Below are 15370 nucleotides of genomic sequence, written 5' to 3' on the forward strand. Positions count from 1 at the left end.
CTGCTCGAGCGGGGTGGACCGCCAGCGGCCGCTGCCCGGGTCGATCCCGAAGTCCAGCCGGGTCGCGGCCAGCGCCGGGTCGGTCACGCGGTACGTGACGGTCGCCTGCACCGCGACGTCCTGGAAGTCCTGCGTCCGTCCGTGGAACAGCAGCGGCTGCTCGCGGTCGTCGACCGGGATCTCGCTCAGCGACGAGTTCAGCGCGCGGAACCAGAACGCCTGGCCGGCGCCGTCGTGCGCGAGCTTGCCGTTGCGGAGGTGCCGCACGTGGGTGGTCGGGTTGGCCCGCAGGTGGCTGATGAAGAGGAACCGGGTGATGTCTGCCATCTCTGTGATCTCCTTGTCGTCAATATGACGATAAGGGCCGTGATGGCTTCTCGTCAAGATGACGATTAGAGTGGGTCCATGGATTTCGTACCGCTCGGCCTGGCTACCGACCTGGTCATCCTGACCGTCCGCGACGGCCGGCTGCAGGTCCTGCTGATCCGTCGCGGCATCCCGCCGTACCAGGGGTACTGGGCGCTACCCGGCGGGTTCGTGCGGCCGGACGAGGACCTGGAGGCGACGGCCCGCCGCGAGTTGGTGGAGGAGACCGGTCTGTCGGCGGAGCGGCTGCACCTCGAGCAGGTCGCGACGTACGGCGCCCCGGACCGGGACCCGCGCGGGCGGGTGGTCAGCGTGGCGTACCTGGCGCTGGTCCCGGATCTGCCCGCCCCGGTGGCCGGCTCCGACGCCGCGTCGGCGAGCTGGACCGACGTCACCGACGTACTGCAGGTGGAAGCCGGAGCCGACGTGGGAGCCGGGGCCGATGTACGGCGGGACGCCGGCCGGCTGGCGTTCGACCATCATCGGATCCTCGCCGACGCGGTGGAACGGGCCCGCGCCAAGCTCGAGTACTCGCCGCTGGCGACCGCGTTCTGCCCGCCGGAGTTCACGATCTCCGAGCTCCGCGGCGTCTACGAGGCGGTCTGGGGCATCCCGCTCGACCCGCGCAACTTCCACCGCAAGGTCACCAAGACCCCGGACTTCGTCGCCCCGGCAGGCGCCACCACGACCCGCGACGGCGGCCGCCCCGCCCAGCTCTTCCACCGCGGCACCGCCACCACGCTGCACCCCCCGATGACCCGTTGACCGCCGCGTCGGTGGTGGAGTGTGTGCTGTTCGCGGTCGGTCAGCCGCGGGACTGCTTCATCCGAGCGTTCGCATTCGAACAGCTAGCTCCTCCGCGGTGATCAGGTTGGTGTGGGTGCCGAGGCTCGTGCAGGCCCAGGAGGCGGCCAGGGTGCCGGACTGGGCGGCTTCGGGCCACGGGGCGCCATCGAGGTAGCGGGCCAGGAAGGCGGCCACGTAGGCGTCGCCGGCGCCGTTGGTGTCGACGATCGGGCGGTCGGGGAGGTCGATCGCGGGGAAGTGCCGGACCTTCTCGCCGCGGACGTGCAGGTAGCTGCCGTCGGCGCCGGCCATCGCGACCACCACGTCCGCGCGGCCGTTGGCCAGGATCCAGTCGATGCCGTCGTCGGGGAGCGCGGCCTTCGAGACGAACACGATGTCGGACGCGGTCGCGAAGTCCTTGTGGTGGTCGTTGCGGCCGTCCCAGTCGTGCAGGTCGGTGGAGATCGAGCGGTCCGCGGCGATCGCGTCGCCGAGCGCGTCCCGGGCGAAGTCCATGATCGAGACGTGCACGTGCTCGGCGCGGCGGATCAGCGGGCGCCAGAGGTTCGGGTCGACGCGCAGGCCGTCCGGGTGCCGGCCGTCGTACATCGACAGCCGGCGGCCGTCCGGGGCGACCAGGTTGACCGACCGGCGGGTGCCGCTCGGGTGCAGGATGACCCGCAACGGGATGCCGAGGTCGGCGTACGCGCGCCGGATCCGCGCGCCCTCCGGATCGTCGCCGATCACGTCCACCAGCCCGGCGTTCAGCCCGAGCAGGTGGCACCCGAGCGCGACACCGTGCCCGGTGTGCGCCAGGTACGTCTCGATCGGCTCCACCGGGACCGTGTCCACATCCGCCAACGGCAGGCTCGGTACCCGCACGATCGTGTCGATGCCTACTCCGCCGATGACCAGCACATCCAACTCCACGGCTCCCGTAATACCCGACTTTGGCCGCGGATCACAGGGCTATTTCTTGATCGGCGCCCCGGTCTTCTCCTGGAGCTCGTCGAACGTGACGCCGTCGGCGAGTTCCACCAGCTGCAGACCGTCGTCGGTCACGTCCAGTACCGCGAGGTCGGTGATGATCCGGTCGACCACGCCGCGGCCCGTGTACGGGAGGTCACACTCCGCGACGATCTTGTGCGAGCCGTCCTTCGCGACGTGCTCCATCAGCACGATCACCTTCTTCGCGCCGTGCACCAGGTCCATCGCGCCGCCCATCCCCTTGACCATCTTGCCGGGGATCATCCAGTTCGACAGGTCACCGGTGGCAGACACCTGCATCGCGCCCAGGATGGCGGCATCGATCGCCCCGCCGCGGATCATCCCGAACGACAGCGCCGAGTCGAAGAAGCTCGCGCCCGGCATCGTCGTGACGGTCTCCTTGCCGGCGTTGATCAGGTCCGGGTCCTCCTCGCCCTCGACCGGGTACGGCCCGACGCCGAGGATCCCGTTCTCGGACTGCAGGACGACCGTGACGCCGTCCGGGATGTAGTTCGGCACCATGGTCGGCAGGCCGATGCCGAGGTTCACGTACTGCCCGTCCTCGAGCTCGGCCGCGGCCCGGGCCGCCATCTGCTCACGCGTGAGTGGCATCTCAGGCCTCCAGCTTCTCGCGCTGCGCCTCGTAGGCCTCGCGGGGTTGGACCGTACGCTTCTCGATCGGCTTCTCGATGTCCTTGCCGACGGCAACCACACGCTGGACGTAGACGCCCGGCAGGTGGATCGAGTCCGGGTCCAGCTCACCAGGCTGGACCAGCTCCTCGACCTGCGCGATCGTCACCCGGCCGGCCATCGCGGCCAGCGGGTTGAAGTTCCGCGCGCTCCGGTCGAACACCAGGTTCCCGTGGGTGTCGCCCTTGAGCGCGTGCACCAGCCCGAAGTCGGTGGTGATCGACTCCTCCAGGACGTACGTCGTCCCGTTGATCTCCCGGGTCTCCTTGGCCTCCGACGCCTTCGCGACCGACCCGTCGGCGTTGTACTTCTGCGGCAGCCCGCCCTCGGCGACCTGCGTGCCGACACCGGCCAGGGTGTAGAACGCGGCGATCCCGCAGCCGCCCGCGCGGAGCTTCTCGGCCAGCGTGCCCTGCGGTGTCAGCTCGACCTCCAGCTCGCCGGTCAGGAACTGCCGGGCGAACTCCTTGTTCTCCCCGACGTACGACGAGGTCATCTTGGCGATCCGCTTGTCGGCGAGCAGGATGCCGAGCCCCCAGCCGTCGACGCCGCAGTTGTTCGACACGACGCTGAGCCCGGACACCCCCTTGTCGTGCAGTGCCCTGATCAGCTCCATCGGGTTGCCGGACAACCCGAAGCCGCCGACGGCGAGGCTGGCCCCGTCCTCGATGTCCGCCACCGCTTCCTGCGGCGACCCGTACGTCTTGTCCATCAGCTGCTCCGTTGCAGTCGGTCCCGATTCGCTCCCGACTCTAACGAGCACTGCAACCGGCCGCGATGTGGCTGACCCCACAGTCGTGCCGGTGTCTGTCAGGCCGACGCCTCGGACGCGTTCAGCGCTGCCATTTCCAGGATCGCCTCGTGGTGCGCCAGGTCCAGGTTGGGCAGCGCCAGTACGGCGGACAGGTGCGCGCGTGCCGCCGGGTGGTTGCCGGTACCTCGTGCTGCACGTGCCAGCCCGACCCGAGCCGCCGCGACCGTCTCCGGGAGGTCTGCGTGCTCACCGATCGACAAGGCCCGGCTGTAGTCCTCGTGAGCGTCCTCCAGCTTGCCGAGCGCCCGGTAGAGGTCAGCGCGCTCGCACAGGAGCAGTGCGGTCTCCTCGGTGAGGCACAGGTACTCCGCCAGCTCCAGGGCCTCGGTGGTTACGTCCAGAGGCTCGTCCACGACCTGCCGGAGGGCGCTGAGCGCCAAGAACATGCCCCAGCGGTCCTCCAGCATCCGGAACCGGCCCAACGCCGTACGGAGGGCCTGTGCAGCCTCACCGGGAGGCCCTGGCGTGCTGAGGCCCGGGTACCCACGGCACAGCTCAACGGCAGCCCGTGTCCACGCGTCGCCGCCCTCGTTCCGCTCCAGCACCTCGTCGACGACCGCGGCCGGCTCGAACGGCCCGAAGACCAGGGACCACAGCAGCACGGTCACGGAGTACTGGAACGGCCCGTCCGTCGTCAGGACGATCTGCTGGGCGAGCTCGACCTGCTCCTGCTCCGCGGACGCGGCGCCGTGGATGACGGCCAGCAGGTACTCCTCGTCCAGGCCGACCGGGACGGTCCGGCCGAGCATGCTGAGCACACGCTCGGCCGCCGCCGCGGCCTCGTCCTGGAGCCCGTGCGACCACCAGTACGCCGAATAGCGCGCGACCAGCCGGAGGGCGGTCCGCAGGTCGCTCTCGCACGCGCGTTCGATCGCGCTGACGACCTGGTCCGCCTCCAGCCCGTGTGGTTCGCCGGAGCCCCCCAAGTTCACGTGCTTCATTGTCTCCCGGTCGTGTTAACGCCGTGTCACGGGGTCAGAAACGGAGCACGCCCCACGTGGACGGCTGGTGCATGTCCTCGATGCCCTGCGGTGACCAGACCCAGAACTCGATGGCCTCGCCCTTCACGTACGTGCCGTCCACCACCTCGTGCGGCCACTGACAGCGCATCAGGTTCATCCGCCACTCGTCACCCGGGTTCGGCGGCGTCGCACGGCCCTTGTTGTACGGCGCGAGGTCCGCCCACGGTACGGCGAGTTCGACCGTCCAGCCGGTGTCGGTGTCGGACGGGTCGTTGAGCGTGCCGTCGACGTGGACCGCGGTCCGCAGGCCGGGCAGGTTCGACGGGTCGATCGGTACGCCGCCGTCGACGTACGGCTTGGGCAGCGTGAGCTCCCAGATCGTGCCGAGCGGGTTGATCTCGAACTCGTAGTAGTTCTGGCCGTCGCCGTCCGGGTCGAGGAACAGCTCGAAGTTGTTCTCGAAGTACAGCCGGCTGTTGTGCTCGGTCATCGTCGACCAGACGTGCGGCTCCTCGAGCTCGCCGCCGACGTACAGGTACCGGTCGTCGTACATCAGCTTCGACCGGGTCCGGAACCGCGGCGCCGGGCCGTCCGCGATCGGTACGAAGTCGGTGGTCCAGGCGGCGGACTCCCAGGCCGGGTCGGTCAGGGTGCCGTCCAGGCTCGGCGCGGTGGCGGTCCGGCGGCACTCGTAGACGGGCAGGTCAGGCATCGGCACGCTCCAGCAGTCGGGCGACGAGATTGGCGAGCAGGAAAGTGATCGCGGTCAGCACCGGTACGACGGCGAGGATCCACGGTGAGTCCAGGTGGCCGGTCAGGAACGCCACCACGAGCGCGACCATGAAGGCGACGCCGAGGAACGGGACCAGCCGCGGGTGCGGCATCGCCAGCCGGCTCAGGGCGAGCCCGCCGAGCACCATCGTGACGACCACGATCAGCACCAGCAGCGGCAGGCCGAGCGCACCACAGTTCGTGGTGTCCCGGAACCGCTCGCAGCCGCGCTCGCCCAGCCACACGCCGGCGACGGTCGCGAACCCGCAGAGCAGGCCGACCACGGCCAGGATCAGTGCCGGCGGCAACGGCGGGACGTCGTACCGCCCCGGTCGTTCCTGGTCCTCGCTCATTGCCGCAGGTTATCGGGCTCCCAGGGAGTTCGCGATGGCATCGCGCACGTCGGTTTCACTCGGTACGGACTTGCCCTGCTCGGCCGCGAGCTCGGCGAGCGAGACCATCGTCACGTCGTGCAGCCCGCAGCTCGTGAACGTGTGAAAGACGGTCATGTCCGGGGCGACGTTGACCGAGAACCCGTGGCTGGTCACGCCGCGCCGGATCCGCATCCCGATCGAGCACAGCTTCCGCCCGTCCGCGGTCCACACCCCGACCAGGCTGCTGGCGCCCTTCGGCGTGTCCCGGCGTACCAGCGGGAACCCGAGCGAGCCGAGCGCGTCGACCAGGCCGTTCTCGACCCAGCGGACGACGTCGACCGGGCCGCGCTGATGCAGGTCGATCACCAGGTACCCGACCAGCTGGCCGGGGCCGTGGTACGTCGCGAACCCGCCGCGGTCGACCTCCACCGTCGGGATCCCGGCCGCCTCCGCGGGCAGGTCGTCGAGAACCGTCCGCGGGCCGTACGTGATCACCGGCGGATGACTCAGCAGGAACAGCCGGTCCTCGGCCTTCCCCTCGACGCGCTCCTCGACCCAGCCGCGCATGTCCTTCGCCGCGACGTCGTACTCCACCTCACCGAGATCAACCCGCTGCATACATTCAGGTTAGGCCGTACGGTGCGCGGTGCAGGATGTCGTACAGCACAGTGCGGTAGACCTTGCTGCCTTCCGGCTGCAGCCACGCGTGTAGCTCGCGTGCGGCGGACTGTGCCGACAGACAGGTGACCTTGGCGTCTGCACGGTCCTGCGTGCGGACCGTGCCGCCTGCGTCCGGGTGAATGATCAGGAACCCGCGTACGTCGACCTGCCGCAGGCGGCGGCGCCAGGACTCGACAGCAGCCTCAAGAGCGGGCGACGGGCTCTGTAGCGGCTGCCCGTCGAGCTGGAGACCACCGTACGCGTCCAGCGAGTACGTCCCGCCAGGGCCGACCAGGGAGACAATCAGAGCGGCACGGTGGCCGTTGAGCAGCAGGTGGTCGACGACCATCGCTTCGAGTTGCGCACCGTTCACCAGCTTCGCCCCGGGTAGCGCGGTGAGCACCGGGTCCAGCAGGTTCGCCGTACGCCGCTGAAGCAGCGCGTCGTACGGCGAGATCGGCGCCGCCAGCGTGTCGTTGACCAGCGGCTCACCCGGCGTACCCCACAGGTTGAACTCGAACGCCGCCTGCCGGTCGATCACGCGGTCCAGCTCGTAGTACTTCGACCATCGCCCGGTGACGAACCGCACCACGAACAGGCCGGCGACCAGCGCGATGACCAGGGCGCGGTCGGCTCCGGACATACCGATGTGCACGAATGGCAGCAGCGTCACCAGGTAGCCCAGGCCCATCAGGACGCCCAGCAGCTTGAACAGACCACGGAGCGGTACTCGTCGGCTCCAGTGCGGCGGCAGCACCACCACGACCATCGCCGCCGTCGCGACGCTTAAGACGTACGCCATGAAGTTGTCGTAACGCGTGGACACCAGGACGATGCCGACCAGCACCGCGTAGACCCCCAGCGCCACCAGACCGGGGATCCGCCACTGGCCGAACGTCGGGTAGATCAGCACCGGACCGGCGCCGTCGGACCGCACCTGGTCCGGGCCGGGCGGGGTGCTGGACCACGGCTGGTCGGTCGACCAGGTCCACTGGTGCTCGGGCTCCGGCTGCCTTGGTGGCTCCGGGGCGGGCTGCCGTGGTTCCGGCCGGGGCGTGTGGCCGTCGAGCGAGCGGTCGTACGCGGCCCGCTTCGCCGGGTCCGAGAGCGTGCTCCAGGCCTCCTGCACGAGCCGGAACAGCGCCGCGTTGCCGCCCTGGTCCGGGTGCACCTTCAGCGCCATCTTGCGGTACGCCGACCTGATCTCCGCCGCACTGGCCGAGCGCTCGACGTTCAGCACCTCGTAGTGATCGGCCCCGCTCAACCCCTGCACCTCCGACGCGTCCCGAACGCACTGAGGGCCAGTCACCGCAGTGACTGACCCTCAATGGTGGTCGGGCTGACAGGATTTGAACCTGCGACCTCTTCGTCCCGAACGAAGCGCGCTACCAAGCTGCGCCACAGCCCGAAGTCGCGAGTAGCTTACATGGGCTCAGCGTCCGGACGAAATCGGGTTTATCCGCGGCACCAGAGTGAGCAGTGTCGCCTCCGGCCGGCAGGCGAACCGGACCGGCGCGTACGGCGACGTACCGAGGCCTGCCGAGACGTGCAGGGCGGCCTGGCGGCCGTTGTATCCCCAGGTCGAGAGGCCCTTCACGCGGGAGGTGTCGAGGTCGCAGTTCGTCACCAGGGCGCCGTAGAACGGGACCGCCAGCTGGCCGCCGTGCGTGTGGCCGGCCAGGACCAGCGGGTACCCGTCGCCGACGAAGCCGTTCAGCACCCGCTGGTACGGCGCGTGCGTGACGCCGATCGACAGGTCCGCCGTCGGATCGATCTCACCCGCGACCTCGTCGTACCGGTCGCGCCTGATGTGCGGGTCGTCGGTGCCGGCGAAGTCCAGGCGCAGGCCATTCACCTTGAGGGTGGCCTTGGCGTTGTTCAGGTCGGTCCAGCCGGCGCCGGTGAACGCGCTGCGCATCTCCTCGAACGGGAGGTTCGGGCCGTGCGGCTTGTGGCGCTGCTTGTTCGCGGGCAGCAGGTACTTGCCCGGGTTCTTGAAGTGCGGCTTCCAGTAGTCGTTGGAGCCGAACACGAACACGCCGGGCAGATCGAGCAGGTCGCCGTACGCACGGAGCAGCGGGCGGACCGACTCCTCGTTGGAGATGTTGTCGCCGGTGTTGACGATCAGGTCGGGCTCCAGCGCGGCCAGGTCGTTCACCCAGCGGATCTTCCGCTCCTGCGTCGGCATCAGGTGCAGGTCGGACAGGTGCAGCACCTTGAGCGGCGGCGTACCGTCCGGCAGCACCGGCACCGTGAACCGCCGCAGCGTGAACCAGCGCACCTCGATCCCGGCCGCGTACGCGACACCGGCGGCGCCCACGGCGCTCACCACGGCCGTGGTTTTCAGGGTGGCACTGGCGATCCCGCGCAAACTCATTTCTCCAGCCTGCCACAATCGTGGTCATGTCCAACTCCGGTATGAAGCAGCGCCTGCACGACGACATGACCGCCGCCCTCAAGGCGCGCGACGAGATCCGCAAGTCGACGCTGCGGATGGCGCTCACCGCGATCACCAAGGCGGAGGTGTCCGGCAAGGAGGCCCGCGAGCTCAGCGACGCCGAGATCGTCGACGTGCTCAGCTCCGAGGCGAAGAAGCGCCGCGAGTCCGTCGTGGCCTACCGCGACGCCGGCCGCGCCGAGCTCGCCGACAAGGAACAGGCCGAGGCGGACATCCTCGCCGAGTACCTCCCCGAACAACTGACCGAGGACGAGATCAAAACCCTCGTCACCGAGGCCATCGCGAGCACCGGCGCCGCCGAACTCGGCCCCCGCGGCATCGGCAAGGTCATGGGCGCCCTCCAACCCAAGGTCAAGGGCAAGGCCGACGGCGCCGTTGTCTCCGCCGAGGTCAAACGCCAACTCGGCGCCTGAAGCGACCAGGGCCTCGTCCGGTTTCCCGGACGAGGCCCTGCCGTCTGTCAGCCGTGACCGTGGCCGCCACCACCGCCACCGCCGCCGCAGTTGGGGTACTTCGGGTTCCAGGGTGGGCAGTTCGGGTTGACGGTGTTGGTGGTGGTCGGGGGTTTGGGTGTGTTGGTGCCGCTCGGCTGGTTCTTGTTGTTGCCGTTGGAGATGTAGATCGTGACCAGGGAGCCGGCCGGGGCGCCGTCGCGTTGGCGGGGGTCGGTGTAGGCGACGGTGCCGGCGGTCTCCGGGGAGTTGACCGTGCCGGAGGCGATCGTGACCTGGAAGCCGGCCTGCTTCAGCTTGTTGGACGCGTCCTGCGGGTTCATCCCGTTCACGAACGGGAGATCCTTCACATCCCCCCGCTGCGTCTTGTCCGACGGCGCCACGAAGTGCGTGGTCGGGTATCCCTGCAGGGCGGCCTTCATCGCCGCCTCCCAGATCGGCCCGGCAGTCCCGGAACCGGATGCGTCGTTCATCGTCTGGCCGTTGAGGGTCTGGCCGATCAGCTTCGTGTACGGCAGCGACGCATCGGCCACCGTCGCGGCTGCTGCGAGCTTGGTCGAGTAGCCCGCGTACCAAACAGCCTTGGCTTCGTTGATGGTTCCGGTCTTACCGGCCAGATCGCTGGAGCCGAACTTCAGCTTGCTACCCGTGCCGCCGGTCTCCATCACCTGGTGCAGAACTGCGTTGACGCCGTCGGCGACCTCAGGCGCGAGCACCTGCTTGCAGTTGGCGCCGGGGATGCTCATGGGCTTGCCGGCCGAGTCCTTGACGGACGTGACGACCCACGGGGTGCAGTACATGCCGCGCGCGGCGAACGCGGCGTACGCATTTGACAGCTGCAAGGGCGTGATCAGATCGACGCCCAGAGTCATCGCGGGCACCTGCTGAAGCGGGCCTAGTGATTGCGCGTCATACATGCCCAGCGCGCCCGCGATCTTCGCGATCGGGCAGAGACCGGTGCGCTGTGAGAGCTGCAGGAAGTAGGTGTTGGTGGACTTCTGGGCAGCCTCGATCATCGTCGGGTCGGGGACGTTCTTGGTCGAGTTCTGCGGGTCGTAGCTGCCCATGATCTTGTATGGGCCGTTGCAGGTGCTGAACGTCTGGCCGCCCAGGTGGATCGGGCTCGGTGACGCGATCTTGTAGTTGAGGGGGATGCCCTTCTGGATCGCGGCGGCGATCGTGAAGGCCTTCATCGTCGAGCCGTTCTGGAAGCCGCCGTACCCGCCCGCGTACGTCTTCGGGGCGTTGTAGTTGTACGCCGTCTGGCCGCGCTTGCTGCCGTACTGGCGGCTCTGGGCCATCGCCTTCACCAGGCCGGTGCCGGGCTCGACGATCGTGATCGCGGCGATCGCGTCGTCGGTGGGCTTGGAGTGGGTGTCGATGGAGCGCTGCGCGTCCGCCTGGATCTTCGGGTCCAGCGAGGTCTTGATGGTGAGACCGGCGGTCTTGAGATAGTTCGAGCGGTCGGTCTTGGTCTTGCCGAAGGCCGGGTTGTTCTCCAGTTCGCCGACGACGTACTCGCAGTAGAAGGGGTACGGGCCGTTCGCGCAGCCGAGGTTGTTCGGGCGGACCTTGTTCGGGTCGATGACCGGGGTCTTCAGGGCCGAGTTGGCCTGGGAGACCGAGATCACGTTCAGCTGCAGCATCCGGCGGATGACCACGTCGCGGCGTTCCTTGGAGCGCTTCGGGTTGTTGGTCGGGTCGTAGCCGGTCGGGTTCTTCACCAGGCCGGCCAGCATCGCGGCCTGCGGCAGCGTCAGCTGCGACGCGTTCACCGAGAAGTAGTGCTGGGCGGCGGCCTGGATGCCCCAGGCGCCGTCGCCGAAGTTGGCGAGGTTGAGGTACTTCTCCAGGATCTCCTGCTTGGAGTACTGCTTCTCGACCGCGATCGCGTACCGCAGCTCGGCGACTTTGCGCTGGTAGTTGTCGGCGGTCGCGGCGGCGACCTCCGCCGGTGTCGTCGCCTTCTCGACCAGGCTGATCTTCACGTACTGCTGGGTGATACTCGAGCCGCCTTGCTGGATGCCGCCCGACGACTGGTTCTGTATCAGCGCTCGCAGGGTGCCCTTGACATCCAGCGCGCCGTGCTCGTAGAACCGGTCGTCCTCGATCGCGACGATTGCCTTCTGCATGATCGGGGCGACGTCCTTGAGCTTCACCGGCACCCGGTTCTGCTCGGCCAGCGTCGCGATCACCGAGCCGTCGGCGGCCAGGATCGTGCTCTTCTGTTTCAGCGGCACCTCGTCGAACTGCTGCGGCAGGTCCTGCAGCGTCGCGGAGGTCTTCTCCGTGGTGAAGCCGGCGAGGCCGGCGAGCGGGATGGCGAGACCGGCAGCCAACGCCCCCGACAGCACGCTCACCCCTAGGAACAGAACCACAGATTGGACGACTCCCCGGTCGCCCTTCTCCCTCACGCGCATGGTTATAGAGACTACGGGATCGCCCGTTTGGGTTACTGCCACGCCTATGAGTTCAGTCACAGCCGCTGGACAAAGTTCGTCCAAAAGGAGGAAAAGGGCCCAGGCGACACGCCCGGGCCCTCTTCGGTACTGCGTTATGCGGCGTACTGGTGCGCCTGTACCTCGGCCGGCTCCAGGGCCAGCTCCAGCACCTCGCGGACGTCGCTCACCGGGTGCACGGTCAGCTCCGCGAGCACGGACGCCGGTACGTCTTCCAGGTCCGGCTCGTTCCGCTTCGGGATCAGGATCGTGGTCAGTCCGGCCCGGTGCGCGGCGAGCAGCTTCTGCTTGACGCCACCGATCGGGAGCACCCGTCCGGTCAGCGACACCTCACCGGTCATCGCGACCTCCGAACGGACCGGCCGTCCGGACAGCAGCGACGCCAGCGCCGTTGTCATGGTCACACCCGCCGACGGTCCGTCCTTCGGGACAGCACCGGCCGGCACGTGGATGTGGGCGTTCCGCTCGGCCAGGTCGCCGACGGGCAGCCCCAGCTCCGCGCCGTGCGAGCGCAGGTACGACAGGGCGATCTGCGCCGACTCCTTCATCACGTCACCCAGCTGCCCGGTCAACGTGACGCCGGTCGGGCCGGTCTCCTTGTCGGCCAGCGACGCCTCGACGAAGAGCACGTCACCACCCGCACCGGTCACCGCCAGCCCGGTCGCCACACCCGGAAGCGCCGTACGCTCGGCCGACTCGGGAGTGAACTTGGGCGAGCCCAGGTACTCCTTCAGTTCGCCGGAGCCGATGGTCAGCTGTCCCGGATCCTCGCCCAGGGCGAGCTCGGCCGTCACCTTCCGCAGTACGCGGGAGATGCCACGCTCCAGTTGCCGTACGCCGGCCTCCCGGGTGTACTCACCCGCGAGCACCCGCAGGGCCGAGTCCTGGATGGCCACCTCGTCCGCCGTCAGGCCCGCCCGCTCCAGCTGACGCGGGAGCAGGTGGTCACGTGCGATGATGACCTTCTCGTCCTCGGTGTACCCGTCCAGCTGCACCAGCTCCATCCGGTCCAGCAACGGCGCCGGGATGGAGTCCAGCACGTTCGCCGTGGCCAGGAAGACCACGTCGGACAGGTCCAGCTCGACCTCCAGGTAGTGGTCCCGGAAGGTGTGGTTCTGCGCCGGGTCGAGGACCTCCAGCAGTGCGGCGGTCGGGTCGCCCCGGTAGTCTGCGCCCACCTTGTCGATCTCGTCCAGCAGGACGACGGGGTTCATCGAACCCGCCTCGGTGATCGCCCGGACGATCCGGCCCGGCAGCGCACCGACGTACGTCCGCCGGTGACCGCGGATCTCGGCCTCGTCCCGCACGCCACCCAGCGCGACCCGGACGAACTTCCGTCCCATCGCCCGCGCCACGGACTCACCCAGCGAGGTCTTACCCACACCAGGCGGCCCGACGAGCGCCAGTACGGCGCCACTGCGACGACCGCCGACGACACCGAGACCACGGTCCGCGCGACGACGCCGTACGGCCAGGTACTCCGTGATGCGCTGCTTCACGTCGTCCAGTCCGGCGTGGTCCGCGTCCAGCACGGCCCGCGCCTCGCGGATGTCGTAGCTGTCCTCGGTCCGCTCGTTCCACGGCAGCTCGAGGACGGTGTCCAGCCAGGTCCGGATCCAGCCGACCTCGGGGGACTGGTCGGAGGTCCGCTCCAGCTTGTCGACCTCGGTCAGCGCGGCCTTGCGGACGTGCTCGGGCAGGTCGGCCGCCTCGACGCGGGCCCGGTAGTCCTCTTCCTCGGACTCGGCCTTGCCGTCGAGCTCGGCCAGCTCCTTGCGGATCGCGGCCATCTGCTGGCGCAGCAGGAACTCCCGCTGCTGCTTCTCCATGCCCTCCTGGACGTCCTTCTGGATCGTCTCGGAGACCTCGAGCTCGGCGAGGTGGTCCTTCACCCAGCCGATCAGCTTCTCCAGCCGCTCGGACACGTTCGCGTTCTCGACCAGCCAGGACTTCTGTTCGTTGGTCAGGTACGACGCGTAGCCGGCCAGGTCGGACAGCTCCGCCGGGTCGTCGACCTGCTTGATCGAATCGATGACCTGGTACGCGCCGCGACGCTGCAGCACGGAGGTCGTCAGGGACTTGTACTCCCGGGCCAGCTCCGCGGAGCGGTCGTCGGTGATCTCGTGCATCACCGTCGCGCCCACCCAGAGCGCGGCACCCGGACCGGTGGTCCCGGCGCCGATCCGGACCCGCTGGGAGCCCCGGATCACGGCCGCCTGGGCACCGCCCGGCAGCCTGCCGATCTGCTCGATCTCACCGAGCGTTCCGGCCTTCGCATATTTCCCGTCCAGTCGCGGCACCAGGAGCACCTGGTCCTGACCCGCGGCCTGCGCGGCATCGATCGCCGCCCGGGCCTCGCTGTCGGCCAGTCGGACCGGCACGACCATCCCCGGCAGGACCACGGCGTCGTCCAGCGGCAGAACAGGAAGATTCAACGTATCGGTCACGCTGTCACACCCTTTTCAAGATTGAGTCTGACAGGCTCAACCATGGGTGTAAGCAGGTAATTCCCGAGGCCCTGAGAGTTCGCTGACGGTGAAATCAGGCGGTGAGCAGGTCGCCGATCTGGCGTAGACCGGTCAGGTCGTGGACGTCGTCGGCCAGCGCGGGGACCTCGACGGTCCGGATCGCGCGGTGGCCGCGGCGGAAGCGGTCCGCCCGTTTGTGGTCGCCGACGACCTGCTGCATCTTGTCCGCGTGCAACCGCAGTACGGCGGCTGTCAGCGGCGACTTGTCCGCTTCCTCGAGCTTCTCGGCTGCAGCGAGTGACCGCTCGGCCGAGAGTTCGGAGGCCTGCGTCGTCGTCACCCGGTTCAGCACGACGCCGGCCAGTGGCATTCCCTCGGCCCGCAGCCGCTCGGCGAAGTACGACGCCTCCCGCAGCGCGTCGTTCTGCGGCGACGCCACCACCAGGAACGCGGTGTGCGGCTCGCGGAGCAGCGCCACGGTCTGCTCGGCCCGCTGCCGGAACCCGCCGAACAGCGTGTCGAACGCGGCCACGAACGTCTGTACGTCGGTCAGCACCTGCGCGCCGAGGACCTTGTTCAGTACCGACATCGCCATGTTCACCCCGGCCGACATCAGCTTGAACGGGCCGCGTGCGGGCGCCAGCAGCAGCCGGAGGAAGCGCCCTTCGAGCAGCGACGCGAGCCGCTCAGGGGCGTCCAGGAAGTCCAGCGCGGAGCGGGACGGCGGGGTGTCGACGATGATCAGGTCCCAGTCGCCGGTCCGCTCGGCCTGGTGGTGCAGCTGCCCGAGCTTCTCCATCGCCATGTACTCCTGCGTCCCCGCGAACGACGACGACAGCGCCTGGTAGAACGGGTTCGCGAGGATCTGCTCGGCCTTCTCCGGCGTCGCGTGCTGCAGTACGACGTCGTCGAACGTCCGTTTCATGTCCAGCATCATCGCGTCCAGCCGGCCGCCGTTCGCCGGGTTCGCACCGGCCACCGCCCGCGGGACGTTGTCCAGCTCGGTCAGCCCGAGCGACTGCGCCAGCCGCCGGGCCGGGTCGATCGTCAGTACGACGACCTTCCGCCCGCGCTCGGCCGCCCGCAGCCCGAGCGCGGCCGCCGTGGTGGTCTTGCCGACCCC

General features: G+C 69.0%; 14 protein-coding genes, 1 tRNA gene and 1 pseudogene. 2 read left to right on the plus strand and 14 right to left on the minus strand.

Annotated elements, in window-relative coordinates; translation table 11 throughout:
* Positions 1–327, minus strand: a pseudogene (locus VFF46_RS39785) (hypothetical protein); the annotation flags it as partial.
* Positions 328–405: 78 nt separating this feature from the next.
* Here VFF46_RS39785 and VFF46_RS39790 point away from each other — a divergent pair.
* Positions 406–1131, plus strand: coding sequence for an NUDIX hydrolase (locus VFF46_RS39790; protein ID WP_325042460.1), 726 nt, complete (start codon positions 406–408; stop codon positions 1129–1131).
* A 57-nt stretch (positions 1132–1188) separates the two neighbouring features.
* Here VFF46_RS39790 and VFF46_RS39795 read toward each other — a convergent pair whose 3' ends face one another.
* The 10 genes from VFF46_RS39795 to VFF46_RS39840 all read right to left on the minus strand — a co-directional run bounded on the left by VFF46_RS39795 (position 1189) and on the right by VFF46_RS39840 (position 8787).
* On the minus strand, positions 1189–2082 hold the full coding sequence (locus tag VFF46_RS39795) for a carbohydrate kinase family protein (RefSeq protein WP_325042461.1): 894 nt from the start codon (positions 2080–2082) through the stop codon (positions 1189–1191).
* A gap of 39 nt (positions 2083–2121) precedes the next feature.
* Entirely contained in the window at positions 2122–2751 is a 630-nt protein-coding gene (locus tag VFF46_RS39800; protein ID WP_325042462.1) for a CoA transferase subunit B, read from the minus strand.
* A gap of 1 nt (position 2752) precedes the next feature.
* Positions 2753–3541, minus strand: coding sequence for a CoA transferase subunit A (locus VFF46_RS39805; protein WP_325042463.1), 789 nt, complete (start codon positions 3539–3541; stop codon positions 2753–2755).
* A 98-nt stretch (positions 3542–3639) separates the two neighbouring features.
* Entirely contained in the window at positions 3640–4575 is a 936-nt protein-coding gene (locus VFF46_RS39810) for a tetratricopeptide repeat protein (RefSeq protein ID WP_325042464.1), read from the minus strand.
* Between the two features lie 43 nt (positions 4576–4618).
* Positions 4619–5317 carry a carbohydrate-binding family 9-like protein gene (locus VFF46_RS39815; RefSeq protein WP_325042465.1) on the minus strand — a complete coding sequence of 233 codons (699 nt, stop codon included), beginning with the start codon at positions 5315–5317 and terminating at the stop codon, positions 4619–4621.
* The gene (locus VFF46_RS39820) at positions 5310–5729 is read right to left on the minus strand and encodes a hypothetical protein (protein ID WP_325042466.1); all 420 of its coding nucleotides are present in this window, start codon (positions 5727–5729) and stop codon (positions 5310–5312) included. The genes VFF46_RS39815 and VFF46_RS39820 overlap by 8 nt, the downstream gene beginning before the upstream one ends.
* 9 nt (positions 5730–5738) lie before the next feature.
* Positions 5739–6368, minus strand: a complete 630-nt coding sequence (gene lipB / locus VFF46_RS39825; protein ID WP_325042467.1) for a lipoyl(octanoyl) transferase LipB — start codon at positions 6366–6368, stop codon at positions 5739–5741.
* A 4-nt stretch (positions 6369–6372) separates the two neighbouring features.
* Positions 6373–7674, minus strand: coding sequence for a J domain-containing protein (locus VFF46_RS39830; protein ID WP_325042468.1), 1302 nt, complete (start codon positions 7672–7674; stop codon positions 6373–6375).
* Between the two features lie 67 nt (positions 7675–7741).
* Positions 7742–7818, minus strand: a tRNA-Pro gene (locus VFF46_RS39835).
* 24 nt (positions 7819–7842) lie between these two features.
* Entirely contained in the window at positions 7843–8787 is a 945-nt protein-coding gene (locus VFF46_RS39840; RefSeq protein WP_325042470.1) for a metallophosphoesterase, read from the minus strand.
* Positions 8788–8813: 26 nt separating this feature from the next.
* On the opposite strand from VFF46_RS39840, the gene VFF46_RS39845 reads away from it, so the two are divergent.
* Positions 8814–9281: a GatB/YqeY domain-containing protein gene (locus tag VFF46_RS39845; protein ID WP_325042471.1), complete on the plus strand. Its 468-nt coding sequence runs from the start codon at positions 8814–8816 to the stop codon at positions 9279–9281.
* Between the two features lie 47 nt (positions 9282–9328).
* Here the strand turns inward: VFF46_RS39845 and VFF46_RS39850 are convergent, their stop codons facing one another.
* The 3 genes from VFF46_RS39850 to VFF46_RS39860 all read right to left on the minus strand — a co-directional run.
* Positions 9329–11680, minus strand: coding sequence for a penicillin-binding protein (locus VFF46_RS39850; RefSeq protein WP_325042472.1), 2352 nt, complete (start codon positions 11678–11680; stop codon positions 9329–9331).
* Positions 11681–11874: 194 nt separating this feature from the next.
* Positions 11875–14226 carry an endopeptidase La gene (gene lon / locus VFF46_RS39855; protein WP_325042473.1) on the minus strand — a complete coding sequence of 784 codons (2352 nt, stop codon included), beginning with the start codon at positions 14224–14226 and terminating at the stop codon, positions 11875–11877.
* A 94-nt stretch (positions 14227–14320) separates the two neighbouring features.
* Positions 14321–15370 (minus strand): ArsA family ATPase (locus tag VFF46_RS39860; protein WP_325042474.1); only part of this gene is annotated, 1050 nt, incomplete at its 5' end.

Origin of the sequence: Kribbella sp. (genome assembly GCF_035655035.1) — a bacterium.
Lineage (GTDB): Bacteria > Actinomycetota > Actinomycetes > Propionibacteriales > Kribbellaceae > Kribbella.